At 37.4% G+C, this 25,935-nt stretch carries 27 protein-coding genes; 18 read left to right on the forward strand and 9 right to left on the reverse strand.

The features are described from left to right. The first annotated feature begins 24 nt into the window (after positions 1-24). The 6 genes from BK585_RS02575 to BK585_RS02600 all read left to right on the forward strand — a co-directional run bounded on the left by BK585_RS02575 (position 25) and on the right by BK585_RS02600 (position 4,836). The gene (locus BK585_RS02575) at positions 25-2,421 is read left to right on the forward strand and encodes a S8 family peptidase (RefSeq protein WP_078551580.1); all 2,397 of its coding nucleotides are present in this window, start codon (positions 25-27) and stop codon (positions 2,419-2,421) included. A gap of 237 nt (positions 2,422-2,658) precedes the next feature. Next, positions 2,659-2,949, forward strand: a complete 291-nt coding sequence (locus BK585_RS02580) for a hypothetical protein (RefSeq protein ID WP_078551582.1) — start codon at positions 2,659-2,661, stop codon at positions 2,947-2,949. Positions 2,950-2,982: 33 nt separating this feature from the next. Further along, positions 2,983-3,351 carry a hypothetical protein gene (locus BK585_RS02585; protein ID WP_078551584.1) on the forward strand — a complete coding sequence of 123 codons (369 nt, stop codon included), beginning with the start codon at positions 2,983-2,985 and terminating at the stop codon, positions 3,349-3,351. A gap of 48 nt (positions 3,352-3,399) precedes the next feature. Further along, positions 3,400-3,963, forward strand: coding sequence for a hypothetical protein (locus tag BK585_RS02590; RefSeq protein ID WP_078551585.1), 564 nt, complete (start codon positions 3,400-3,402; stop codon positions 3,961-3,963). A gap of 37 nt (positions 3,964-4,000) precedes the next feature. Beyond that, the gene (locus BK585_RS02595) at positions 4,001-4,306 is read left to right on the forward strand and encodes an antibiotic biosynthesis monooxygenase family protein (RefSeq protein WP_078551586.1); all 306 of its coding nucleotides are present in this window, start codon (positions 4,001-4,003) and stop codon (positions 4,304-4,306) included. A 38-nt stretch (positions 4,307-4,344) separates the two neighbouring features. Continuing rightward, a complete protein-coding gene (locus tag BK585_RS02600) occupies positions 4,345-4,836 on the forward strand; it encodes a hypothetical protein (RefSeq protein ID WP_078551588.1) in 492 nt (163 codons plus the stop codon). A 171-nt stretch (positions 4,837-5,007) separates the two neighbouring features. On the opposite strand, the gene BK585_RS02605 is transcribed toward BK585_RS02600, so the two are convergent. Next, the gene (locus BK585_RS02605; RefSeq protein ID WP_078551590.1) at positions 5,008-5,538 is read right to left on the reverse strand and encodes an AAA family ATPase; all 531 of its coding nucleotides are present in this window, start codon (positions 5,536-5,538) and stop codon (positions 5,008-5,010) included. A gap of 33 nt (positions 5,539-5,571) precedes the next feature. Next, a complete protein-coding gene (locus BK585_RS02610) occupies positions 5,572-6,300 on the reverse strand; it encodes a metallophosphoesterase (protein WP_078551592.1) in 729 nt (242 codons plus the stop codon). A gap of 510 nt (positions 6,301-6,810) precedes the next feature. Between BK585_RS02610 and BK585_RS02615 the strand changes: the two genes are divergently transcribed. The 4 genes from BK585_RS02615 (at position 6,811) to BK585_RS02630 (ending at position 9,669) form a co-directional block, all read left to right on the forward strand. Continuing rightward, positions 6,811-7,359 carry an RNA polymerase sigma factor gene (locus tag BK585_RS02615; RefSeq protein WP_078551594.1) on the forward strand — a complete coding sequence of 183 codons (549 nt, stop codon included), beginning with the start codon at positions 6,811-6,813 and terminating at the stop codon, positions 7,357-7,359. Further along, positions 7,352-8,638, forward strand: coding sequence for a DUF4179 domain-containing protein (locus BK585_RS02620; protein ID WP_078551596.1), 1,287 nt, complete (start codon positions 7,352-7,354; stop codon positions 8,636-8,638). The genes BK585_RS02615 and BK585_RS02620 overlap by 8 nt, the downstream gene beginning before the upstream one ends. A 177-nt stretch (positions 8,639-8,815) precedes the next feature. After that, positions 8,816-9,442: a GyrI-like domain-containing protein gene (locus tag BK585_RS02625; protein ID WP_078551598.1), complete on the forward strand. Its 627-nt coding sequence runs from the start codon at positions 8,816-8,818 to the stop codon at positions 9,440-9,442. Positions 9,443-9,471: 29 nt separating this feature from the next. After that, complete coding sequence (locus BK585_RS02630) at positions 9,472-9,669, forward strand: DUF4177 domain-containing protein (RefSeq protein ID WP_078551599.1); 198 nt, start codon at positions 9,472-9,474, stop codon at positions 9,667-9,669. Between the two features lie 115 nt (positions 9,670-9,784). On the opposite strand, the gene BK585_RS02635 is transcribed toward BK585_RS02630, so the two are convergent. Both BK585_RS02635 and BK585_RS02640 read right to left on the reverse strand, forming a co-directional pair. Continuing rightward, the gene (locus BK585_RS02635; RefSeq protein WP_078551601.1) at positions 9,785-10,198 is read right to left on the reverse strand and encodes a VOC family protein; all 414 of its coding nucleotides are present in this window, start codon (positions 10,196-10,198) and stop codon (positions 9,785-9,787) included. A gap of 148 nt (positions 10,199-10,346) precedes the next feature. Beyond that, the gene (locus BK585_RS02640; RefSeq protein WP_078551603.1) at positions 10,347-10,985 is read right to left on the reverse strand and encodes a hypothetical protein; all 639 of its coding nucleotides are present in this window, start codon (positions 10,983-10,985) and stop codon (positions 10,347-10,349) included. A gap of 148 nt (positions 10,986-11,133) precedes the next feature. Between BK585_RS02640 and BK585_RS02645 the strand changes: the two genes are divergently transcribed. Beyond that, positions 11,134-11,916, forward strand: coding sequence for a hypothetical protein (locus BK585_RS02645; protein WP_078551605.1), 783 nt, complete (start codon positions 11,134-11,136; stop codon positions 11,914-11,916). 84 nt (positions 11,917-12,000) lie between these two features. Then, on the forward strand, positions 12,001-12,792 hold the full coding sequence (pdaA, locus tag BK585_RS02650) for a delta-lactam-biosynthetic de-N-acetylase (RefSeq protein ID WP_078551607.1): 792 nt from the start codon (positions 12,001-12,003) through the stop codon (positions 12,790-12,792). A gap of 112 nt (positions 12,793-12,904) precedes the next feature. Here the strand turns inward: pdaA and BK585_RS02655 are convergent, their stop codons facing one another. Further along, the gene (locus BK585_RS02655) at positions 12,905-13,267 is read right to left on the reverse strand and encodes a GAF domain-containing protein (protein ID WP_078551609.1); all 363 of its coding nucleotides are present in this window, start codon (positions 13,265-13,267) and stop codon (positions 12,905-12,907) included. 153 nt (positions 13,268-13,420) lie between these two features. On the opposite strand from BK585_RS02655, the gene rlmD reads away from it, so the two are divergent. Next, on the forward strand, positions 13,421-14,812 hold the full coding sequence (gene rlmD, locus BK585_RS02660) for a 23S rRNA (uracil(1939)-C(5))-methyltransferase RlmD (RefSeq protein WP_078551610.1): 1,392 nt from the start codon (positions 13,421-13,423) through the stop codon (positions 14,810-14,812). Between the two features lie 203 nt (positions 14,813-15,015). Here the strand turns inward: rlmD and BK585_RS02665 are convergent, their stop codons facing one another. Continuing rightward, a complete protein-coding gene (locus BK585_RS02665; RefSeq protein ID WP_078551612.1) occupies positions 15,016-16,464 on the reverse strand; it encodes a hypothetical protein in 1,449 nt (482 codons plus the stop codon). A gap of 389 nt (positions 16,465-16,853) precedes the next feature. Here BK585_RS02665 and BK585_RS02670 point away from each other — a divergent pair, with 389 nt between their 5' ends. Then, the gene (locus BK585_RS02670; RefSeq protein ID WP_078551613.1) at positions 16,854-17,057 is read left to right on the forward strand and encodes a hypothetical protein; all 204 of its coding nucleotides are present in this window, start codon (positions 16,854-16,856) and stop codon (positions 17,055-17,057) included. Positions 17,058-17,202: 145 nt separating this feature from the next. Here the strand turns inward: BK585_RS02670 and BK585_RS02675 are convergent, their stop codons facing one another. Beyond that, complete coding sequence (locus tag BK585_RS02675) at positions 17,203-18,054, reverse strand: aldo/keto reductase (protein WP_078551615.1); 852 nt, start codon at positions 18,052-18,054, stop codon at positions 17,203-17,205. Between the two features lie 168 nt (positions 18,055-18,222). On the opposite strand from BK585_RS02675, the gene BK585_RS02680 reads away from it, so the two are divergent. After that, on the forward strand, positions 18,223-18,675 hold the full coding sequence (locus BK585_RS02680; protein WP_078551617.1) for a MerR family transcriptional regulator: 453 nt from the start codon (positions 18,223-18,225) through the stop codon (positions 18,673-18,675). 231 nt (positions 18,676-18,906) lie between these two features. Continuing rightward, a complete protein-coding gene (locus BK585_RS02685; protein WP_078551618.1) occupies positions 18,907-19,395 on the forward strand; it encodes an NUDIX hydrolase in 489 nt (162 codons plus the stop codon). 202 nt (positions 19,396-19,597) lie between these two features. Here the strand turns inward: BK585_RS02685 and BK585_RS02690 are convergent, their stop codons facing one another. Further along, complete coding sequence (locus BK585_RS02690) at positions 19,598-21,622, reverse strand: right-handed parallel beta-helix repeat-containing protein (RefSeq protein WP_078551620.1); 2,025 nt, start codon at positions 21,620-21,622, stop codon at positions 19,598-19,600. A 312-nt stretch (positions 21,623-21,934) separates the two neighbouring features. Here BK585_RS02690 and BK585_RS02695 point away from each other — a divergent pair, with 312 nt between their 5' ends. Continuing rightward, on the forward strand, positions 21,935-22,936 hold the full coding sequence (locus BK585_RS02695; RefSeq protein ID WP_078551622.1) for a DUF3231 family protein: 1,002 nt from the start codon (positions 21,935-21,937) through the stop codon (positions 22,934-22,936). Positions 22,937-22,987: 51 nt separating this feature from the next. On the opposite strand, the gene tatC is transcribed toward BK585_RS02695, so the two are convergent. Next, positions 22,988-23,725, reverse strand: a complete 738-nt coding sequence (gene tatC / locus BK585_RS02700; protein WP_078551624.1) for a twin-arginine translocase subunit TatC — start codon at positions 23,723-23,725, stop codon at positions 22,988-22,990. A 474-nt stretch (positions 23,726-24,199) separates the two neighbouring features. Here tatC and BK585_RS02705 point away from each other — a divergent pair, with 474 nt between their 5' ends. Continuing rightward, on the forward strand, positions 24,200-25,927 hold the full coding sequence (locus tag BK585_RS02705; protein WP_078556571.1) for a PhoX family protein: 1,728 nt from the start codon (positions 24,200-24,202) through the stop codon (positions 25,925-25,927). Positions 25,928-25,935 lie beyond the last annotated feature (8 nt).

A 25,935-nucleotide genomic window follows, 5' to 3' on the forward strand; every position in this document is an offset into this window, starting at 1 on the left:
AACAGATAGGTGAGTGTAACTGCGATGAAAAGTAAAATTTCTATTCTTTTAATTATGATTCTATTATTTCATGTCATTTTTCCATTATTTAGTTATGCAGAAGAAATACCAAATAAACAAATCATTGTGACATTTGTGGAAGAAATAGATGAAGACTTGCTTGAGGATGCTGATGGTGAGATTACACACACGTATGAAAATGTGTCTGCAGTTTCAATGACGGCTTCTACTTCTGATATAAAAGAGTTAAGTCAACACCCTAATGTTCAATCGATTGAACCAGATACGGTTGTAACCATAAGTAACCAAGTAATGGACTGGGGTATCTCAAAGATTGAAGCTCCTCTAGCGTGGGATCACGGCTTTACTGGAAAGGGAATTAAAATCGCTGTAATAGATACAGGTGTAGCGATTAATCATGATGATCTCCAGATTTCTGGAGGAGTATCAACTGTTTCTTATACAGAATCCTTTGATGATGATAATGGGCATGGCACACATGTTGCAGGCATTATTGGTGCCAAAAACAATGGATTGGGTGTAGTTGGAGTGGCACCTGATTCTGAAATCTATGCTGTGAAGGTTATGGATGACGAAGGAAGTGGCTGGGTTTCTGATATGGTTGCTGGGATTGATTGGTCGATATCAAATGGTATGGATATTATTAATTTGAGTCTTGGAACAACGACGGATTCGCCCTCGCTGAAAGCAGCGGTTGACAAAGCTTATCAACACGGAATCCTGGTTGTAGCATCAGCAGGGAACGATGGTGAAGGAGTTGATACGGTAGCCTATCCTGCTAAATATAGTTCGGCTATTGCAGTGGCGGCTACAGATTCAATGGATGAAAGAGGGTCATTCTCTTCAACAGGATCTGCAGTTGAAGTGGCAGCTCCAGGAGTTATGGTGTTAAGTACGTATTTAAATAATAGATATGTATACATGGATGGGACTTCCATGGCAGCTCCTTATGTTGCAGGAAATCTTGCCTTACTAAAAGAAAGGTACCCCACATTATCAAATAAGGAGTTACGTGCGCTTCTAATTAATAGTACCGTTGATTTAGGTCCAGTAGGAAGAGATCATTTTTTTGGATATGGGTTAATTAAAGCACCTATCACGGAAGTCTCAACCATTCCATCACCTGCTGATGAGCCTGAATATGAACCCGCACCTATATTTGAAAAGCCGTTTATTGAAGTAAGGGTAGAGACTAGCAAAAGTCACTACAAACCAAGTGAACCGATTCAGATTAATACAACAGCTCGAGACAGTAATCGTAGGTTGCTAGCTGACCACCCTATAGAACTAGTAATTATAAATCCACAAGGAACAATGTATATGCTTCAAGGAAGAACAAATTCAAACGGACTGTGGAATTTACCATTTCCACTGCCAGCTAATAGTCCAATGGGAACCTATGAAGTTCTGGTGAATTATGTTGAAACGGATGAATATTATAGCAATATGGCTTCTACCGTTTTTACGGTCGCTAAAGAAGATACGTTTATAACGTTATCGACAAATAAAACTCAATATACACTAGGAGATTCCATCAAAGTTCAAACGGTTATTAGAAATGGAGAAGGGGTAGCAATTCGTGATCAAAATGTAGAAGTTGTTATTACGAATCCAAAAGGAGTTAAAACAACAGTTAGGGATAAAACAAATTCTTCTGGACAGGTCACAGTCGATTATCAAATACCAAAAGATATGTCGGGAACGTATAAAATAACAGCCAGAGCGTTAGCGACAAATAGTTATAATAGCAGTAATGCTAGTGTAAGTGTTACGGCTAGCAAACAAAGAACGTCGAGTTCCGTGACAACAAACACAACATCCTATCGGTTAGACCAAACGATGAGAATTACTCACAGAGTAGTAGACCAAAATAAAGTAGCAATTCCGAATCACAACGTAGAAGTGGTAATAAGAAATGCAAATGGTAAAAACACAACACGCACTGGAACGACCGATGCACAAGGGAATGTCGTCATAAACTATAAAATTCCTACTAATAGTCCCGTGGGTGATTATCGTATTACCGTTAGAGCCCTAGCCACAGATTCATACAATGGAAGCACAGCAACTAGAACTGTTAAAGTGAATAAGAAAAAAACAGCGAGTACAGTAACTAGTAATAAAAGCAATTATAAAAGTGGAGAAACGATGACGATTACCACTAAGGTAACTGATCACAATAAAAAAGATGTAAAAAAACATAAGGTAACTGTGGTGGTCACAAGTCCAAATGGAAAAAAGACAACCCTTCGAGGTGAAACCAACTCAAAAGGAACGCTAGTTGTAAAACATAAACTCCCTAGAAATGCGCTTAAAGGAAACTATAAGATTGAAGTAAAGACACCATCAACATCAGTGTTTACATCAAGCTCGGCGACAAGAACAGTGAGAGTAAGATAATTAGAAAAGGCATTCTACCGATATGTGGTAGAATGTCTTTTTTGTGATACGAAAAGATAAACTTAAGATGGTCGTAGTAAATCAAATACAATCCATCACAATTCGACATTTTTTGACTAATTACACTAACAAAACTCATAAATGTATATAAAAGGAAAGAAAAAACACTATTAACAGCTGAAGTATGTTACTATTAACCTACCTTTATTTTCAATAAGCATAGTAGGAGTGATGTTAATGCTTAATCAGTTGTACTGGATATTATCAGAATTTTTAATAGTAATCCTTGTTGTGTTAGCAGTCATAGTGGTTATTTTATATGTTAGAAAACTCGATATTACACACACTCTAAAATACATAATTATTTCTATTGCTATTGTCATAGGACTTTACCTTATCATGTCCGTGTTCAACTACACATTTTACAGCATCTTTCACTTTATTGAATGGATGACTAAATATATTTTACCGTGGGTCGTATTGTACTGGCTAGTCCGCGCAATAAAAGCATATGAGACGAAAAGCTAACCTAAAATGCAAAAAATATCTGGAGGGATCCGTGTGACAAAGAAGACTTCAGTTATCCTATATTTACTTATTATCGTATTTGTTTCTTTAGGGTGTACCCAACTAGGAGATAGGGTCAACGAGGATCAACAATTGGGTGAGTATAGACCAATGATTTCGGTTGAAAACCAACTCTACGGTGACACAGGAAATGTTATCGAAAGTCTGTCTACTAATTTCACTCGTGTAGGTGAAGTAGAAATTCAAATTGCTCAAACAGAACCGATGAAGAAAGCCCAAACGCAGATTCTATCTAATACTCTTCCTGTTGGTACAGAAATTTTTGTTGACGACCAAAATGAGGAATTTCTTTATGCAAATTACAATAATAAGATACATGAGTACCAGCGAATTGATAATTAATGAAGTACGGAATTAACATGCGTACCTAAACAGTTACTGGAGGAAAATATGAAACCACTCTATCATTTATTGCTGCCTTTTTTTATAATACCTTTCACTTCACTTTTGCTAGGCTGTAATACAACGCCTACTGTCAGTATCGACATTGCAGATGTTGAAGAGTCTATCAGTATGCCAGAAGAAATGCCTAGTGATTTTAACTTTTTGATAAAATATGGTGTAGGTGCCCTGAACGAGATTAACACGTTCACCGATACATACACAAAAGACCTCATTGAAGAAGGTACGATTAAAACAAATCTAAAGCTAACAAATAAAGAAATGCAAACCATCTATCAGGAAATGAAAAACATTGAACTGCTATCAACAATACAAAGTATTTATTATGTAAGTGATAAAGGAGAAGTTGTTACGATACAACCCTCATCTGGCTATTATTTAGAGATGCAACTTGACGGTGAATTGTTTAAAGCTTATTGGATGAGTGATATTTATGATGAAGAAATAAGAAGCATGTTGGGTAAATTTGTTCATCAATTTTTACATGATGGAATCATCAGTCAGAAAAAGGAATATATAAAACTTCCTGAAGCACATGGTGGGTACTTGTAATTTAACAATATGCAAGTTAAATAAGGGGGAACCGCTTTTGATTTTAGAAGCTGTGATGCTTAAAGTGAAAGCAGGACAAGAAAAGGAATATGAAGAAGCTTTTCAAAAAGCTTCAACGATTATCTCCTCAATGAAGGGATACATTTCTCACGAATTACACCGCTGCATAGAGGTTCAAGGTAAGTACCTTCTACTCGTAAGATGGGAAACCCTCGAAGACCATACAGTTGGGTTTAGACATTCTGCAGAGTATCAACAATGGAAAAAACAGTTACATCATTTCTATGACCCGTTCCCAACTGTTGAACATTTTCTAGAGTGTAACCTTGATGTAACTCAATAAACGTTAAATTAGATTGAAAATTGAGATGAGGAGAAAAAATGAAAAAGAAACTTTTAGCCTTATTATTAATTACAGTGGTAGGATTGTTGGGATTTGCGTTTATCCCCGGATTCTTGGATATCCACCAATCACGAATGGCCGCTACAGAAGTATTAGACCATGTGATTAAACAGGAATATGAGGAAGCGTTTGAAAGTGTTTATTATTTCGATATAGCCTCTGACATAGAACCATTGATGTCTTATGATGATGCAAAAGAAAAATGGGTTGAACGAGTTACAACATTGAGAGACCAAGGAACCTATATTGTTGATTATAAACAGCTCCGTGTTAGGTTAGATGATACCTATCCTACAGGAACCGTCGATTTAATCATGATTGAAAATGGTGAAAAAGTAATTAAGGATGATGTTCGATTATGGTTTGCCCCAATAAAAGAAGACAAATGGAAGCTAGGAAGTTTTAATTATCAAGGAGAAGCATGGGAAGAAGAGTTAAGTGGGAATTTTGTTACAGCAAACGAATCTTAATAGCAACGTGAAGCACCCTTAATGTTGAAAAGAACATGAATGGTGTCAACAACATAATCTGACCTATGGAGGTTAGGAAAAAGAACGGTTTGACAAAAGGTTATTTACCTTTAGTCAAACCCTTCTTTTTATACTGTTGTTTCACGTCTCTCCCTTTCGTTATATTGTAAACTAAGAAAGACTGAGCTTTTCTTTTATTTTATCAATAATGATATTAACGCTAACCCTTTCAGTGTCAATGTACTCTCCAAAATTAATTTCTCTATAGGCGACTAAGCATTTTTCAGTTTGTTGGAAACACCAATTTCCCTCTTTCTCTCCACGTTCACTTAACCTTTTGTGAATTGTTTCTTTATTTGCTGTCAAACAAAAATGATAAGTCTCTTCATCTATATCTTTAAAGCCATTTCTAATATATTGAAGGTATTCTATTTTATGAATAGTCATGGGTACTATTAGGTCAACAGTATATTTAGTTACTATACGTTTTGCTACCTCAACAGTTAATTCTTTCCACAAATGAAAATCTTGAAAATCTCCTGTTTCTGCTTCACGACTTTGTATTTCCTCTGGAACAATATTTCTTAACATATAACCTATCTCTTCAGGGTCATAAACCATACTGTTTTTCAACTTTTTTTGGAGCTCATTTGCAATGGTAGTTTTCCCAACACCAAATGCACCATTTATCATTATTATCATTTAGCTCCCCCTATAGAAAAAATATAAAATATTTTATAATACTGCATCACTATGAGAATTTATACAATACACGTTATGCTTATTGTTCGGTCCAATTTCTAAACAGTTTAGTTGAAACCCATACGCACAACCACCATCAATTCCAATCTTGTCATTCCCAAACCATATATCCGCATTACCGTGTATATCTATCAATTTTGTGTGACCAAATATCACTTTTTTATTTGTTACAGTTGGATAGTTAATAAAAGCTTCACGTATGTACATGAAGTCATGCTCCGATTGCTTTTTCCAATCCTTATTATATGGATTAAGACCGGCGTGTACATAAATATAATTATCATCCTCATGATAGAATGGAAGTTTTTCTAGAAATTGCAGATGATGAGAATACTCCTTCTTCACATGTGATTTAAAACGTTCTAATTCTAGAACCCCATTTTCCTGATGTTCTTCTGCATAATTTAAAAGAGTGTTATGTCCACCGTGTTTAAAAAATTTGGATTCAACCTCTTTGTTTTTCGAATGTATGAAATCATAAAAACGTTGGTCATGATTTCCTTTAATAGCTACAACTCCAAATTCTTCTACTAAATTCATAACCTTTTCAACGACTTCTTTTGAGTATATCCCATAATCTAGATAATCACCGAGAAGTACCAGTTTATCTACTCGTGGTTCATATTTTACTTTTTTTAAGAGTAAATTAAATTCATCTATACAACCATGGATATCACTTATTACTAATGTCCGTTCACTCATTTTTAAATTCCCCCTGCAAACATATAATAATCCTACGCAAATCTAAATAACATTATTAGCATTATCTTTTCTCAGAGAATCGTTCTTCAATTATGGTGTAAGATTTCCACTTCCCTAATTTCACCTTGAAGTAGATTAGACGTCAAATATCTTGATGTCCCAACTATGAAAGTAAAAACTGAGCTTCTCTAATGATAATAATAGAACCATTTACTAAGTACAGATTGAATTGGTATAATATCGTTACTCATATTATTCTCCTTTTTGTATAAGTCACGGTTTTACGTGGCCTCACCTTTACAATAGGAGATTTTTTTTTGTTCGTCTAGATTTTTCTTCTATTATTTGGTTTTTTACACTGTGAATTCTTTAAATGGAAATAAAAGCATAACGTCCACTGCTATAAAACCATTAAATGTTCATAATCTCAATCATGTAGCATGAAAATTTTTTTGTAAGAATGAACTTTTCAATGGGGTAACGACTCTTATAGGTGAGAGAGGTGAAGTCATGAATGTCATAAGGTTGGTAAAGAAGGCGAAGAAGGGGAACAAAGAAGCACTGCTTCAATTAATCATGGCTGAAAAAGACACATTTTATAAGCTGGCTCTTTCCTATATGGGCAATTCTCACGATGCAATGGACGCGATGGAAGATATGATTGTAAAACTATATGAGAGTATACCGCAGTTAAAAAAAGAAGAATCGTTCTACAGCTGGAGTAAGACCATACTTGTGAATAGCTGCAAGTCATCACTTCGTAAAAATAACAAAATCCTTCTATTAGACGATTGGAGCACGACAACCGCAGAAACGGACCTTGGTCATGCCTTAGCCAGTGACCCTTATCGAAATAGCGAAAACCAAATGGAACTGAATCAGTTACTCATGCAAATCAATGAGCACCAACGAGAAGCGATTCAATTAAAGTATTTTCATGACCTTGATTATCAGACAATAGCTGAAATGACGAATGTATCACTAGGCACGGTTAAATCTAGAATCTTTCAAGGGTTAAAAAAACTAAGAGAATACTACGGAGGTGACGGTCATGAATAACATTGAGAAGAGATTAGCTGAGGAAAAGATACGCTTGGACACAGTTACGGCACCCGACGAGTTAGAAATGAGATTACGAGATGCATTGGACGAGACGCCAACTCGGTCTAAGCGAAAATCTACCATTTGGAAACTCGCAACAGTGGCGTTAATCTTTTTATTCATTGGGAGTTATCACTATAATGCTTTTGCTTTTTATGGAAAAAAGTTGTTTGGTTTTGATGAAATTATGACCAATACGTTACAGCAGTTAAATGAACAAGGTATGGGCCAAACCGTTGATAAAAGAACGATATTAGAAGATGGAACTGAATTTGTTGTTGATGGGATTATGACCGATGCCAACCAATTGATTTTGTATTTTACATTATCAAATCCAGATGGGATCACATATAGTGCCATGGACACGTTTACGCTAGATAGGGTTAGTGGTTTTTTGACGAATTCCCCTATTAGAGGCGGACAGTACCAAGTGGATGAAGAGAATAATGAGTTGAAAGGGACAATGTCTTTTGACCCAGTCAGTCCTTTTGCGAAAAAGTTAACGATTCATTTTGACCAACTAGGAGCAAATCAAGAGAGAATACAAGGAGAAATGACGTTTCCGTATAACCCAAATCAAGCGATGCAAACACAAATTAAACAAACTATTCGAGAAAAGCTTGAAGTTGACAAAGGGACGATTACGTTTCATTCAATTACAGCGACACCTTCATTAACGGTCATTGATGGAAGAATCAATGTTGATAATTATGATAGGGTTCCATATGCCTTAGAAGGGGTGAAATTGCTTGCAAATGGAACGCCGGTTGAATGGAGAGGAGGAAGTAGTTCTTCGTCTATAAGAGGACTCAATTTTGAAATTCACTTTGATGCCTTGCCAGAAAAACTAGATTCACTTGAACTTGTCATGAGTGAGTTTGTCGGGTACGAAGAATTAGATGAAAGGATTTCGCTGATTGACGTTACAGATGAGCCTCATGTGATAGGTGGAAAAGAGCTATGGATTCAACACATAGAAGTAACATCAGAACGTGTTGAGATTACGATTGCAACTGATTATGACGTCATGCTTGATGGTGTTTCTATTCAATCAGGTAACGAAATAACACCATTACGAACGATAGAAAGACAATCAGAAATAGTAGGAGAAGATGGTCAGTATCTAAAACAAAGAACATTGCTCTTTGATACAACAGAGCAACCAGAGGCATTTCTTATTCAGGGTATGCATTACATGAAACCATACGATAAACGCATCGTTATTCCTGTGAAGTAGAAGTTTTAAAAACGTTTGGGTACCATATCCAAACGTTTTTTATTATATGACGCCTAGTTGATGACAAGAAGTATTTAGTTATTTTTGGAAGAAAAAGAAGGATATATTTGTAAATTGTTGAATATCTTCTCCTATTAAAGTATTTAAAAAAATTTCACAACCAAAGGGGGAGTTGGTTTGGTAACAGAGAATCAACAAGTGATGAAGGACAATGTACGGAACATTCACAGAGACCTTTATCACGTTACAAATAAGTCAAAACAGTGTCAGATTTTATTAGTCCCAGAAATGTCTATGATTACTTCGAGTGACGTGCTTAATGGTGACTTTTATGGGTTGCGCACAATTCAAGCTAATGATTGGATGTACTTATGCTTTAACCGTATACGTACATTTGTGAAAAAGGAGTTACACAAGAATTTCACGATGAGTCCATTTGAGCTAGTTTGGGGTGAAGAGATAAACGATGGGCGCGTTGTTCATGTTGGAATGTGGGTTCCTGATTATGTGACAGACGACCTTTTACAACGTGCAATGTTGACTCGACTTGGTGATGATTCCTATCCGTTGCAAATTGAGAAGATCCCTGCCTATCAATGTGTGCAAGTTCTTCATACAGGTCCCTATTCACTGATTCACGAAACAGTTCAACACTTGGGGAAATTCGCAAACGAGTATGGTTATCAGATAATTGAAGAACAAGCAAAAGAAATTCACCTAAGCCATGTTAACATTGGTTTTCCTGAACAAACCAATCTACTGCTTCGCATTCCTGTTCGTAAAAAAGAACCCACTCAAGCATAGAAACGATTATAAAAAGGAGGTGATGAAAAATGAAAGAGTATAAATTCGAAAAGATTACTTTAACGGGTATTAAAGGAATTGTAAGTAAACCTTCTGTTGATTATCATGAAGTCATTCATGAACATGCCAAAGAAGGGTGGGAACTCGTCCAAGTTTTCGCACCTGGTACAGCTTCTTACGGAAGTGCGTCCTACATAGAAATAATCTTCTCAAGAGATGTCGAGTAATTTTAGTGAAAGACCTTTTCTAAAATATTGTTGCCTAGGATATGCGTTTTTAAATAACAAAACCCACCAATGGCGGGTTTTGTTATTGTCCATGTATCGTCTTCGTAGTTGAACTTTACCAACTAACTTTTCCACTTGCATGTTTATAAAATGGCGACTCTTCTTTTTCACAAAAAAATGATATTTGATTTCCACTTGGATCCCTAATAAATATTTCATTCATAAGTTCGTGATCATACGAATTAGTGATTTCTACGCCTTTGTATTCAAAATGTCTTCTTAGTGAATCGAGGTCATCCGTTTCAAAATGAAAGTAGACATTTGTTTGGTCAATACCAACATGAAAATGCAATGGAGCCTTTTGTTGAACTTGGATAAGCGCTACTAATGCCTCACCTGTTTTAAAGTTGAGACTTGCTCCAGCTCCCCACTGATCAACCAATTGCAGGTCTAAGATTTCTTTGTACCAACCAATACTTTCTTCAAGATTCAAGACTGGTATAAACACAGCTCCAACTCTAAGTTTCATCCGACCACTCCTCCTTATATAGAATATCTGCCATATGTTATTGACAGTTCTTGTTCATTTGTTTATGTAACTCTAAGAAACGGAGCCAAAATAAGTAGTTGTCGATGTATTGGTTTCTGACGCCGTTAAATCGTTCCAAACATTTCTTTTAGAAATTCCTTGTGCGATAATTTGCGGATATCGAAACATTCACATAAGAGATTGTTCCACTAAAATAATCCGTACCAGTCATCTTCATTTCATTTTCAATCACAACTCTCTTTTTTTCTTTTCCTTGTAATGTTACTTTAAACGGTCCATCAATGTTCATCTTTTCCAACGGGTCAAAGTCCCAGAAATCACTAAATGGTTCATAAAATTCTAAATCAAACTCCACATCATCTTTGCTGTGATTGATAAAATACAACTCGCACACTCCATGTAAAGAAGGCCCTTGAATGTTGGTAAACTCGCAGCGAGCATTTTCACTGTCGTAGGCAACCGCGTAAATCCCTGATGCAAACGTCTTTTGATATAGTTCTACCAAAAAAGAAGGTAAAAAACTGCAAAGTAGGATTATAATAATGAACATTCGAACATGGTATTTCTTTAGAGCCCGACCTAGAAAAATAGTGCCCATTATAAAACAAATCAAACCAATGAACCCAAAGTAATGGATGTAAGCTCCTCCAACTGAAAAAGTGAATGATTCAGCCCATGGACGACCATGAGGAAACGGAACATAAGGGATGGTAGCAACAAAAAACAAAAAAATCGAAAGTAAGAAGTACTTTTTATTTTTTATCAAAATGTACTCACTTCCCTTCAACATTGACTTAAACTTATATTAACATATATATCCAAAGAAGGAAGTGGTGCTTTTCACTCCCAAAATCCTGAAACTTTTGTCATACTGATACGTAGGAAGTAAGGATAGGATCGTTGGAGGGGATTTGATGACAGAAAAGAAAATAAAGCAAAACCGAGGATATCTTATTGGAGCACTTGTAGGCATCGTGTTCTTTAATTATTTTTTTATGCTGTTTCGTGCAGGGAACTATGAGGGCATGGGTCTTAGTTTGTTACTTATTGTAGTTGGAGTTGTTATTTTATTGTGGTTTCGAACGAAAGAGGGGAAAAGGTTTGAGACGCCACAGATGAACTTTGACCCTAGTTTATATAAAGAAGTTTCGCGATTTATGATTGTCCCGACTTATGACGCATCAATGGAGTATACGTACTATACACTGCAGGGAGATAAGCTAGCTCATTCTTTTGTCAAACCATTAACGAAATCTCAGGACGCCACACGCTTTTTATTTTCGCTTGCGTCACTTTCGTTTATATTACCAGTACGCACCAATGTAACGCTTGGAACGGATAGATATATTGTCGATAAACACGGCGGATTTAAAACGAAGTTCAGTGTATATAACGAAGAGGGAAGGCTATGCTACACTTTTCGAAAAACAAAAGATTATAAGCATGGAGTTGTGACCAATCGAAACGGCGATGTCCTTGCTGTTCTTCAAGATTCACTTGGCAGCATGCAAGTTCATATTACTGACCTTGATAAAAAACAGCTATTTCGGATCCGAATTGGTGGGATACCAACGGAGGCAATGGCGTTGTTTGGTGATGTTGATGGTGATATTGTCGACTGTTATGAACTCGTTAGCGATAGTCTCTATACGCTACCTTTGTTGTTAAGTATGATGTTCCGCAGTCAACGTATGTAGATTTTTCCTTTTATCGTTTGTTGGATAAATTGCCCCAATCTAGAAAAACTAACAGTATCACAAACGATAAGGGGAGAAGTGGGGATGAAGAAAAATGTTTTCTTTCTTTTTTTATGTGCCATCCTTTTAAGCGGTTTGGCGCCTTTTCAAGTGGCTCACGCGTATGAAACAACCGAGTACAACTGGAGCTTTAAACCTGAAAAGGACAATAAGCCTGTCACAACTGAGGCCAAGTATTTAGAATTACTTGAAAAACATGGTGGAATGTTCATTGGGGATACTTCTAAAAAAGAGTTGTATTTAACCTTTGATAATGGCTATGAAAACGGCTATACCGCCATGGTGCTTGATGTGTTAAAAGAAAAGAAAGTACCTGCAACCTTCTTTGTAACAGGGCATTACTTACAAACAGAGCAGGACTTAATCCAGCGCATGGTGAAAGAAGGTCATATCGTCGGAAATCATTCTTGGCACCACCCAAGTTTGCCAAAGGTCGATAATGAACGATTAAAGAGAGAGCTGAACAAGGTAAAGGAAGAGTTCACAAAGCAAACAGGGATTAAAGAAATGCATTATTTACGTCCTCCTCGAGGAACGTTTAGTGAAAAATCATTAGCTCTTTCCAATGAATTAGGTTATACCAATGTGTTTTGGTCGATGGCCTATAAAGATTGGGAAGTCGATAAGCAAAAAGGTGGCGACTACGCCTATAACCAAATCATGAAACGTATACACCCGGGAGCAATTATGCTGCTTCATTCTGTGTCGAGTGATAATGCGGAGGCATTAGGTCGTGTAATTGATGATTGCAGGAAGCAAGGATATGAGTTCAAAAGCTTAGATGACTTAATGATGTCCAAGATGATTGACCAATAAAACGAAAAGAGGGCTACTCAAGGAAATCCTTTGAGTAGCCCTCATGCATGTGTGAAAACTCATGTATGAAATAAAATAAATAATAGCAAATCACGCATGCATGTTCAGCGTATTAGTTAGCCATACTTTCTTGACCAATTGCTTCAGCAATCGTTTCAAGTGTACTAATATCAGTCATATCAAATGCAATAGGCTGCTTGCTTTTTACAAGAAGTAGTCCAATTTGCATTCCTGCTGAATTTTTTATTGGGAACTTGAGTCGACCATTAGCTTCCCATTCGAGGTGATCGTCAAAATCGGACGCAGCCACTAATTTTTTCTCCTCATTTTCCATCATATAAATCCCTGCCCAATCTATGTAAGGGACTTGTTCAACGAGGCTTTCAACCGTTTTTTCAAAAATTGATTGCAGGCTCTCCTTTTTATATACATGGGCCATGATTTGTAGGGATGCGACATCCGTTGGTATAGACATGGGATCTCTCCTTCACTGCTAGTTTACTGTTTCTATTTTAACAAAAACTATTCAAAAAAGGACTAGTAAGTTAAGGAAACGTTGGAAGTATGGACGATAGATGAAAGATGGTATACTAGAGAATGACATTAAAGGACGCGGAGCTGAAAAAAGATGAAAAACAAAGAGACGAATGTAACGATTGAAAAAGGTCAAAAATTCCCGTTAACGATAAAACGACTTGGAATCAATGGAGAAGGAGTCGGTTATTTTAAACGAAAGGTTGTTTTCGTACCAGGGGCTCTTCCAGGAGAAGAAATAGTAGCAGAGGTCACGAACGTACAACCAAATTTTTCAGAAGCAAAAATCAACAAAATCCGAAAAGCATCAAAAGAAAGAGTGGCCCCGCCATGTCCAATTTATAGCGATTGTGGTGGCTGTCAGTTGCAGCATCTTGATTACAATGCTCAATTACGAGAGAAAAAAGATATTGTTAAACAAGCGTTTGAACGTCATACGAAACTAGTAGGTGACAAGCTTCCATTGAAGGACACTATCGGCATGGAAGACCCATGGAATTACCGCAACAAAAGCCAGCTACAAGTCGGCAAGCAACAGGAAAAAGTATTAGCGGGTCTTTACGGGATGAACTCTCATAACATTATTGATATGTCAGATTGCATGATCCAGCACCCTGAAACAAACAAAGTGACACAAGCCGTTAAAGGCATACTAGAGGAATTAAACATTCCGATTTACAACGAACGACGAGGTAGAGGCCTAATCCGAACAATTGTCACAAGAGTCGGCTTTGAAACAGGACAAGTCCAGCTTGTTCTCATCACAACGAAAGAAGAGATTCCGAAGCGAGATGTCCTCATTAAAGAAATTAATAACCGAGTGCCACAAGTAACATCAATTCTGCAAAACATCAACGGGCGAAAAACATCACTCATCTTTGGAGACGAAACGATTCACCTCCACGGCGAAGAAGTGATCCAAGAAACATTAGGAGACTTACAATTTGAACTATCAGCTCGAGCATTCTTCCAGCTGAACCCGATTCAAACGGTAAAGCTGTATGATGAAGTAAAAAAAGCAGCCCAACTTACAGGAAAAGAAAAAGTCGTCGACGCCTACTGTGGAGTCGGAACGATAGGGTTGTGGCTCGCTAAAGATGCGGCAGAAATCAGAGGCATGGACGTTATCCCAGAATCAATCGATGACGCCAATACCAATGCCAAACGCCATGGCTATAACAATGCTACCTATGTCGTCGGAAAAGCAGAAGAATGGCTCCCACGCTGGGTAAAAGAAGGATGGAAGCCAGATGTTATCGTCGTCGACCCACCACGAACAGGGTGCGATGAGCAATTATTGCAGACAATCATTAAAGTGAAGCCGAAGCGCTTTGTATATGTGTCCTGTAACCCGTCAACACTGGCGAAGGACTGTGATCGATTGATGAAGGCTGGGTTTAAGATAGAGTCACTTCAGCCGGTTGATATGTTTCCGCATACGAGCCATGTGGAGTGCTGTTCACTATTAACTTATGAAGGGAAATAAAAGATGTAACAGTGAGTTAAGAGCCTTTCTAAGCAATTGAAAGGCTTATTTGTTATTAAAATTTTTTTAGAACTGATAAATTTATTTTTTCCACTTTTATGTAATAAATATGGTAGTGTAGTATTAAAGAAAAACCTGATTTTACACTATATGAAAAAATGAGATGCGATCGATCATTTGCATCTCATTTAGAACTGTTAAAACTATTGTTTTTTTGTTAAACTTATTTCTAAATCCTCGTTAAATCTACCGGGGTTAGTTGTATACATTGTTTTCCGATAGATAATTTCATCTCCTGCAAGTTCAATTTCAACCATACCGGAATTATCATTAGCGTCCCACATAAATTCGTAAACGCCGAGTCCTGTACCAAGGCCAATTGTACTTTCACTACCATTTATAAATGTTGCCCCTGGAGTCATTTCTTTAATATCTACATCAAAAGTTTCTTTAGAATCAGCTCTTTGTGTTAATGTAATAAAGTAGCCGCCACTGTTTTCGTCACCTTCAGTAAAATAATGTACCCAAACACCGTCATAGCTAGTAAGGTTGCTTTGGTTAACTTCCGATACATCTTCCTTTATATTACTAGCGGGTTCTTCTTCAGGGGTTTGTAGTAATTCATCTTTTCTAGAATCGACAAAATCCACTCGCTTATATGAATATTTCTGAATAGTAGGTTTGCCCTGATATTGAACTATGTTGTATACATTAAAGTAATAGTTATCAAGTGTTACTCTTGTTTGCATTATATCTAGATTAGATTGTAATAATGACTCTGAACTTAAAGTTACTTCATTATTAGTAGTATTATAGAAATATAAATTATTTACTTTATTACTAGTCCTACTAGCAATGTAAAATCCATTACTTCCACCAACATATTGATGATTTATATTTGAAGGGAAATTAAATTCTTTTTGAGCTCCGTTTAAATCCCATACCACTGCATTTGATGTAGTATCAAATGCAAAAGCGTTATGGTAATTACCTAGATTACTTAAATAGTAGAATCCATTCGCTTCATCGAAAAATAATGAAATAGAAGTTGGGAAAAGGCTTTTCCACTTATCCTCATAAGTATATATTGAGTTTCCTTCAAAATTAAATAAATTACAATTATTATCAAAGCACTCTTCAAAATAAGTTCCTCTTAGTCCTTCTATAAAGAATGTATAACTATCCATCTCACCCCTAGATTCAGTTTTATTTAAAAATCTGAGGCTAGCGTTTCCACTCTGGTCAATATTAATAGAGTGGAAGTAACGTTCAGATAAGCCGTATTCAGTATATAACAAGATATTATTTTCAGAAAAATCGTATGAATAACTTCTATCATCTGTATTCCACCTAGAATCCATTAATAAACTAACATCTATTTCTTTTTCTTTTATTTTAAAATTATTGTTTTCAAGTATTGAAACAATTAGTCTTAACGAGTCCCCTAATTCTGAAATAGGGGTTATAATATACGTGAAACCATCTTTTTCTGCAATATGAGTATCATTGTTTAGTCCTTCATTGGTAAAAGATTCTTCCCCAAGTTGGTCAAGTTGGTACTCTAAATAAAGGTTTTCATAGTTTTCTTGACTATTCTCACAACCCGTTATAAATATTAGTGCTAAAGCCAATAAAAAAAGTAAACGTTCCAAAAAAAATCCTCCCATTTGTCCATATTGCTAACAAGAAATGCTTGTACTTTTCTTTCGTAATCCATTACGTTGTACCTAAATTTTCAGAGATGAGATAAAAGTAGTTATTATTTTTATATTTCCTCCTACATATGAAATATTTGTCAACTAGTTAATGTTACAATCTTTTCTTAAAACTGACAATTGTTTCTTTTGAACTCTTCAATGAATGACCCTAGAGAGTAAATAAAGGAAGGATAGGACAAGCCACCTTTTGCTATTCTCAGATCAATAAAGGTGTACTTACAGGAGAAGAAACCCACCAACATCCCGTGTGTTGCCAGATACAGTCCTAACACGTGGAGTGCGTGGCAAGGATATATTTTGAGGGAGAAAATAGGTGATTTATAATGAATAACGCAAATGAAAAGTGGTTGGCACTACCTTCTGACTTAAGGGGTAAGCTTATCAAAAATGTATGGTGTACTAAGTGTTCTGATGTTGTCAAAATAACGAATTACATTATATATGACCACCCTTTGGGCATTTCATTGGAAGGGAAATGTGAAACTTGTGGTCTTGGGGTATCAAGAGTTATTGAATTAGAAAACTAATGTAATGCAAGATTGAGCATCTGCACATGAGTGTGGGTGTTTTCTTATTGCAGGTCAGAGCAACCGTTTTTTGAAAAAAATATCAGCATAAGCAAGGACAATGGCTGTCCTTGCTTATGCTGAAAAGTTTACAGTTTAAACAGTGTTACAGTTCGACTCTCAAGGTGCCCAACATCTTAGCAAATTTAGGATCGTGGTAAGATAAAAATAGACTTTCTCGCGTATCAAGGGAAGTAATTTGTTCAATATCGTCTGTGCTCAACTCAAAATCGAAAATATCAAAGTTCTCAACGATTCGCTCTTTTCTCACTGATTTTGGAATCGTGACGACTTCACGTTGAACAAGCCAGCGGAGTATAACTTGGGCAACAGATTTATTGTGTTTTTTGGCGATTGAGGCTAGCACCTCGTTGCCGAACATATTATTGAGTCCTTCGGCAAACGGCGCCCAAGACTGGTGCTGCACGCCCTCTTCTTTCATAAAATTGGCGCTCTCATTCTGTTGGTAGAATGGGTGCGTTTCGATCTGGTTGACAGCAGGCACGATTTTGTTATGCACGATGAGATCCATCAGCCGGTCGGGTAGAAAGTTGCTAACACCGATGGCCCTGATTTTACCTTCGAGGTAAAGTTCTTCCATTGCACGCCAAGCACCATAATAATCGCCAAACGGCTGGTGAATGAGGTACAAATCAAGATAATCAAGCTGAAGCTTCTGGAGAGATTTAGCAAAGGCCAGCTTAGTACTTTCATAGCCAGCATCTTGAATCCAAAGCTTGGTCGTGATGAACAGTTCCTCGCGAGGAACTCTGCTGCGCTTGAGCGCACGTCCAACCGCTTCTTCATTCAGGTAACCAGCGGCGGTGTCGATTAGGCGATATCCGGCTATTAACGCTTCGTACACTGCATTCTCGCATTCATCTGCATCGGAAATTTGATAAACTCCGAACCCTAAAATTGGCATTTTTATGCCGTTGTTCAATGTAACAGTTTGCATTGTGATTCCTCCTCAAAGTAAAAGATAGCAAACGACCACAAAACCTAGAAATTCAGCAGCGAAGGGGTATTTCCATTTGCGGCCGTTTTGCAATATAATAAGCTTAGTACCTTCGTGTAACACGAAGTCAAGCAGACTTTTCACTTTTTTTTCTAAGGAGGAATATGTATGCATACAGTCAAGGGAGCTGCCCATATAACGGGGCTTACCGAGCACGCTGTGCGTTTTTATACCGATAAAGGTCTAGTACCAAGTGTGCAACGCGATCAAAATAACATTCGGATGTTCGACGAAGAATCGATAAACTGGCTACATGGCGTGAAGTGCCTCAAGCAATCTGGCATGCCAATTGAAGTCATCAAATTGTACGTCGATCTCTGTCTCGAAGGTGATTCGTCTATTCAACAACGCTGCTCACTGATGATGGAGCATAAAGAAGTGGCACTTATTAAGCTAGAAGAAGCCAAACAGCACGTTGCCCATTTGGAAGAAAAAATAGCATTATATCAAGCTATTTTGGAGCAAAGCTCTCCAGATACGACTAATCCTGTAAACTGGGGCAACATTCAGCATATGCATTGTGACGTCTTTTACGCGCGTTCTGATCGGAAGGTATTATAGATAATTTGTGTTTGTCCACCAAATTGCCAGTCGAGTCTATTATCTAAGGTTAGCTATTCCTGTCGGGCGGTAATCAGTTCAGTGAAATTAGATTTCCAGTTTATGATCTGTTAACCAATCAATAAAACCTGGTCATACGAATTCATCATCTGAATCCACTCCAAAGTGGGAAGGTAATTTGATAACTTTGTGGAATAAGTATACAAAAATTATCATATTGGAGGGATTCAAATGGCGTTTCCAACGCATATTGTATCGGCCGGAGGAATTGTTGAAGATGGGAATGCAAATATTCTATTAGTAAAAGCACATGACGATGGATGGGTATATCCTGGAGGGATAACTGAAGTTGGGGAAAACCTTATTGATGGTGTGATTCGTGAAATCAAAGAGGAAAGTGGAATAGACGCCACTGTTAGCCATTTGATTAGTGTTATTTCCAATACAGCCATTCATAAATGGTATGACGGTGTAACGGATGTCCCCACAAAGGTAATGTTTGATTTCGTATGCAAAGCTGTGGGTGGAGAGTTATCTACTTCTGAAGAAACGAGCGAGTGTAGGTGGGTTCCAAAGGAAAATGTTCTGGATTTTATTACACTACCCGCAATCCGTATACGATATGAAGCTTATTTGAATTATTCCGGTTCTGTTAATTATATGGAGTACATGACTTCAACAACGACAGAATGTAGTGTAAAGCTTCAGAGAAGTTTATGAAGCTACACAAACGGAATACAACTTTGATTTAATACTAAGCTAAAGGGTTATGATAACCTATTCAACCGTCCTTTCGTTGGACGGTTTTTCATTTAGGGAATTTTTAGATGGTCTAACTTTTAAGCTATAACGTTAGATATAAGAGAAAGCTATTACAAATAAAGATCCAATCACTTAAAACGATTGGATCTTTAATATTACTTTAAAATTCAAAATCACTTCTACCATTTTCGGTTAATTCAAACGGACCGGGTGTGACATCTGCATCAGGTCTCTTTTTTTCGAAAAAGTCGGAGTCAAAACGATATGGAGTGCTGTCCGGTTGCTCATACTTCATATCGGCGTGATAAGTCTTGCCAAGCAGGTCGGTGCTAACCAACAGTGGAGAGGACCCACGAAGCAGTGTTGGCTCACTGATTTGAATTTGCACATTGCCTTGCGCAGGATGAATCTCCACTTTAATGCCGTTCTGCTCAAAGACTTTCGCATTGGGTTCATGATTCCCTGGAACCGCATTGTTAAGGTATACATTTCCGCCCATAGCCACAGGAAGGACGGCATTTCCTATAAAGAAATCCTTTGCGGCATCTCCAAGCTCAGCAAGCTCATCTTTCGTGTATTCCCACCATTTCTTATCTTTTGCATCAGGATGCTGGTCGTAGCCTCCTAGTCCGACAGGGTGCAGATAGCAAATCGAATTGTCTGGAACACCGTCCATGACAGTTTTTCCGTCATCGCCAACTTCATCCCTTGGTTTAAGCGGAAGATGCTCAAAAAAGGTAATTGGGACCGGTTCTTGATTCGTATCGTTATCCCCCAAGAAGATATTGTTATAGTACCTGTCATCGCCTCCAGTAATATTGGAGTAGCCTGCCATCGCTGTTTCGTGAGGGAAGTGATACGGCGTAGTACGAGTAATCTCGGACTGAACCACAAATTGACCTGCAAATAAATTATGGGCAAATGCTCCACCCTGTGCCATATTTCTGAAATTCATCGGAGAGAGGAACAGATTATGGTCAACCATATACGGACCATGACAAACCTCAACGAAGAAGTCCTCAGAAAGATTGTCAAAGAATACATTACGGCTGATGCGGGTGCCCTGTGCCTGCCAGTCAAGCCACACTCCTCGGTAACAGCTATAGATTTTATTTTCATTAATTTGAGTATCCAGTGCAGCATGAAGCTTGATTCCTGCTACTTCGGCACCATGTCTTAGACGCTTGTGATGAATATTAAAAATTTGATTTTGGTAAATGTGGCTGAAGGCTGCACCCATATGTCCGACAATGCCTGCCTGTTCACAATCGTGAATTACATTCCCTCGAACGATGTGACTGCCGATGCTATCCTTATGCCATCCAGAGCGCAATGCTCGCAAGATAACTTCTTGCTCACGTTGTGTGCCACCTTTCATGTGCTTGTCCGAGTCCTTAGCGTGACCTGTGCCGATTTCAGTCCCTAGGCAGATACCAACGCTTTTGGATTCACTGATGATATTGTTTTCAATAATCCAGCCCTTGCTCCAATGAGGTCCGATTAACCCTTCTTGGTAGTCAGTTGGCGGTGCCCATTGAGGTGATGCTTGGCGAAGTGTGAATCCGCTTATGGTTATATAGTTACGTCCTGGTTTCTCAGGCCAGAAGCAATAAGGACGGACATTAATTTCTACATTTTCTTCACGAGGATCTTTTCCACCAAAATTGGCCCAAACTTTTGTTGTTGAAGGACCAACTTCAGCATACCATGCTAAGAGAGAATCCTTGGGATATTTGGCTTCGGACCACACTTCAGGCTTCCGTACCTTTTCAACACTATCACATTCATACAAGGATTTGTGATCCAAATAGACATCACCAAGATGAACTGTTAAAGGTCCGTCAAATAGCCAGTCACCACTTAATTCTACTTCAAAGGGATTACGAACAGAAAATATAGAATTAGGTATTTCTGTGCTCCAAACATTGTCTCCTTCAGCCATCCAGTAGGAAATGCGTTCAGCCCCTGTAATGACGACTTCCCCGTCTCCTGCAGATTTATATATGATTCGATGTTCTTGTGTTCCTCCGTTAGCTGGATTAACCCATTCCCTATAAACACCTGCATGAACCGTAACCGTATCTCCAGCCATGGCAAGAGCCGCAGCGCGCGATATAGTACGAAAAGGTTGTTCAGATGTTCCTTTTGCCTGATCATTCCCTTGCATTGACACATGATAATCCATAAAATCTCTCCTTCTCCCACCTTATAAAAGCTGTAAGAATTCTTACAGTCTGAAGATAGGCTATGTATAAATTTTAATGTTGAAGTAATCTGTATACAGTTGGTTCATATGGCGTCTAGCCAGTACAGACTCTTATAAATAGTATATAAAAGATAAGTGTTTAATAGCAATTTTGGTTAAACAATGCCTGTGAATACTTGAATGAGGGAATAGAATTGGCTGTATTAGTTAAATATAATCTTATTTAAAATATCCATTAGATTACAAATAAGTAAATGGATGCATCTACAGAATTGTCAGGGGTGAAGGAAAATGACAGCTAAGAATATTCGACTATCGAGTACGGAAATATCAGGGTTGTGGACGACTTATATGCAGGAAAGTATGGCTATTTGCTTCATGAAACACTTAAGGCAGCATTTAAAAGATGAGGAAATAGTTCCTATTTTACATAAATCACTAGACACCTCTATTTTATGTATTCAACAAATTAAAGAGATTTTTGAAAAGGAGAATTTTCCGATTCCACATGGATTTACTGATAGCGATGTCGATTTGTTAGCCCCTCCTCTGTTTCACGACCTATTTTCATTGAGTTTTGTATATACGATGAGTCGGTTAGCCATGATCAATTTCGCTTTTATAACATCGAGTGTTGCGAGAATGGATGTTCGTGAGTTTTTTACGAATTGTTTAAACGAGCGGACCAATATATTCAATGACTCTGCGACACTAATGTTAGAAAAAGGGATTTATGACCGTCCCCCAATGATTAATTATCCAACGGGTGTTGAATACATCCAACATTCTTCTTTTTTTACTGGATATATTAATAAAAAAAGACCATTAAATGCAACTGAACTCAATGAAATTTTCTATAATACCGTTAGAAATAATTTTGGTTCAATGCTTTGTTTAGGATTGCTTCAAGTTGTAAAAGACAAGGAAGTAAAAAAATATATCATGAAAGGGAAAGAAATATGTGACAAACAGAATAAAATCTTTAATCAAATTCTGTTAGAGGAGGAGCTTCTTGGTTCTTCTCCATCTGCAATGGATGTAACCGACTCGACGACTTCCCCTTTCTCAGATAAATTGATGATAATGCTCTTTCATTCATTAAATCAAATGGACATCACCCTACTTGGACATTCGCTATCACTATCTATGCGAAGTGACCTCACGGCGCATTTCAGTAAACTAATTCTAGAGGTCTTAAAATATGGACATGAAGGGTTGGAAATAGTAGTAAGTAAACAATGGATGGAACAACCACCACAAACAACAAATAGAATGGATCTAATAAAAGGGTAATAAAAAAGGGTGGGGTAAAAGGTTGTACTGAACCTTTTACCCCACCCTTTTTTAACTTGAAGCTGAAGACGCTTCTGCCGTGACACTAATTCTTTTTCGGTAAACAAACTTACTTAACGTAACACTAATTTCATATAAAACTAATAAAGGAATAATCACTAGAACGTCTGATATGAAATCAGGAGGGGTGATTAAAACAGAAACGACAATGAGCAAGAAATAAGCAAGTTTTCTTCCTTTTACAAGCTTTTGTGGGTTAAGAATTCCTAGTTTAGTAAGAAACATGACTACAGCAGGCATTTCAAATAAAAAGCCAAATGGCAGCGTCAAGTGAAGCATGAATTGAAAGTATCGTTCTGCCGTAAAAAAAGTTTGAAATTGATCACCAGCAATATTCATTAAGAAGGATAGGACGAGAGGGAAAAGAACAAAATACCCAAACGAAATCCCACCAATAAACAGGAAGAAAAGACCTGGAATAAACAATACAGTTGCTCGTTGTTCTTCCTTTTTTAAAGCGGGTTTTACAAACTTCCAGATTTGAAAGGCAGCTACTGGAATAGTAACGGCAAGAGCAACGACAGCCGCTAACATCATATAAATCCATAAAATATCACCCGGGCCTAATAAAGCTAGCTTTCCATCTAAATCTTTTACTAGATATTGATAAATATCTTTTACAAAAATAAATGAACAGATCAGTGCCAAAAGGAAAACGACTGACGTTACAATGATTCGACTTCGTAACTCTGTTAAATGGTCAATGAGGTGCAATTCTTCTTTCTCCATATCAAATCCTTCTTTCATTTACATATTGGTCCATTTTTTGAACGACAGCTTTGGATCTATAATTATTTCTTAAAACTACCAATACCTATAAAAACTAACAGACAATCATTAATGATTTATGGATAGATTGTTATGAAAATGTAAATATTACTAGATTTAAGTTTAATCTGTAAACAAAGATCTTGTACGATTCGTACTAACAATAGAAGGGTTATAGGTAAAAGAAATTAAGGAGAAGCGGGTAATTTGAAGGTAGGAACAGCTACTTTTGTTAAACTTTTTTTCGCTTTTATTAATTCAAGAACTTTCGGTTAGCTGATTTACAATTCGTCCTAATTTTTTACATTATTAAAAGAATGTTCATGCATAATTAAAAAATGCTTCGAGTGAACTTAATAATCCACTATTACTATTTGGTATGTACAAGTAATCATAGTAAAAAGGAGAGAGAATGAAATAGTGGAAACTTCAAACATGAACATGAATCGTCGTAAATTTTTAGGATATTTAGGAACAGGGACAGCTGCCTTGGCTGCTGCATCTGCGGGGTTAGGTACGTTAGCGCCTGTCGCAAGTGCTGCTCATACCGCAGATCACCTAAGAGAGTTTGATAATCTTAAAGCGAGTCCTCAAGCAAAGCCACACGCTTTCTTTAAACCAATCATGCCAACGATGGAGGATGATTTAGTTCTTGCAGATGGCTTCTCTTATGATGTGTTAGCAGCATATGGGGATGTTATTAATGAAAAAGGGGATACGTTTGGATTTAACTGTGATTTTACGATCTTTTTCCCGATTGACGGCTCAAATGAAAGAGGTTTACTTTGGGTGAACTTGGAATACATCAATGACAATTATATGAAAGAACAATATATGCCATCTTTTATGAAAAATACGAATCTCGATACAAAGCAACGTTACCATCAAGGTGGAGCCATTATCGAAGTTTACAAGGATAAAAAAGGAACGTGGAAGATGGATACGTCTTCTAAATATGCAAGACGAATTACTGGATTTACGCCATTTGAACTCACTGGACCTGCGGCAGGTAGTTCTTCGGTTGGCGGTGCATCAACAGCAATCGGTACGTGGGCCAACTGTTCTGGTGGGATGACGTTATGGAATACATTATTGTCTTGTGAAGAAAACTTTGAAACCCAAGCAAGAAAGTCAAACCTACCATCTGAACATTATGGCTGGGTTATCGAAGTGGATCCGTTTGATGAAGAAGATAAAAACTTCAAGCCGCGCAAACATACTTCGCTTGGACGCTTTAATCATGAGAATACATGTATGGCAATTACAAAGAGTGGACGTATTGCCGTATACATGGGTGACGATAAACAAAACGCTTGTGTTTATAAATACATTAGTGATGGCAAATTTGATCCTGCAAAAGGGAAAGCGAATTCTAAACTACTAGAAGACGGCACCTTATATGTAGCTAATCTTGGACAAGGTACATGGGTGAAATTAGATGCAAAAGAAGTAGCAAGTAGAGTACATGCTTCTAATTTCTCTGTGCCAAGTGTGTTGCGAATGAGAAACGTAACGGTTCAGGACTTAAGAGACATGTTTCCTACTAACTCTACACAAGCTCATGTAATGGTAAACACACATGAAGCGGCGATTATCCTTGGAGGTACACCAACTGACCGTCCAGAAGACTTAGAGATTAATCCTTTTGACAATTCAATTTTTATTGCTCATACGAACAACTCAACACACGGAAACATCCATGGACATATTACTCGCATTTTTGAAAAAGAAGATGATTTTGAATCTATGGAGTTTATGTTTGAAATCTTCGCTGCAGGTGGACGTCAAAGCGGGTTCTCTGCTCCTGATAATTTAACATTTGATAGTAACGCAAACCTGTGGGTTGTAACAGATATGTCTGAAAGCAACATTGGAAAAGGCGTTTACTCATGGCATGGAAATAACGGGTTGTTTGTTCTACCAACTACTGGTCAAAATCAAGGAGAAGCATTCCAATTCGCGTCCGGTCCTATAGGTTCAGAATTAACGGGCCCTTGGTTTACTGCTGATGAAAAAACGTTATTTTTAGCTGTTCAACATCCATCCGCAAATTGGCCGCGTCGTAAAGGTGATGTGGATCCGCTTCCGTCAGTAGTTGCTATTACAGGATTTAAAGGAAATAACCTTGATAAAGGCAATAAGGGTAAAGGTAAAAATAAATAAGTAGGAAG

Source organism: Bacillus alkalicellulosilyticus, assembly GCF_002019795.1.
Taxonomy (GTDB): domain Bacteria; phylum Bacillota; class Bacilli; order Bacillales; family Bacillaceae_F; genus Bacillus_AO; species Bacillus_AO alkalicellulosilyticum.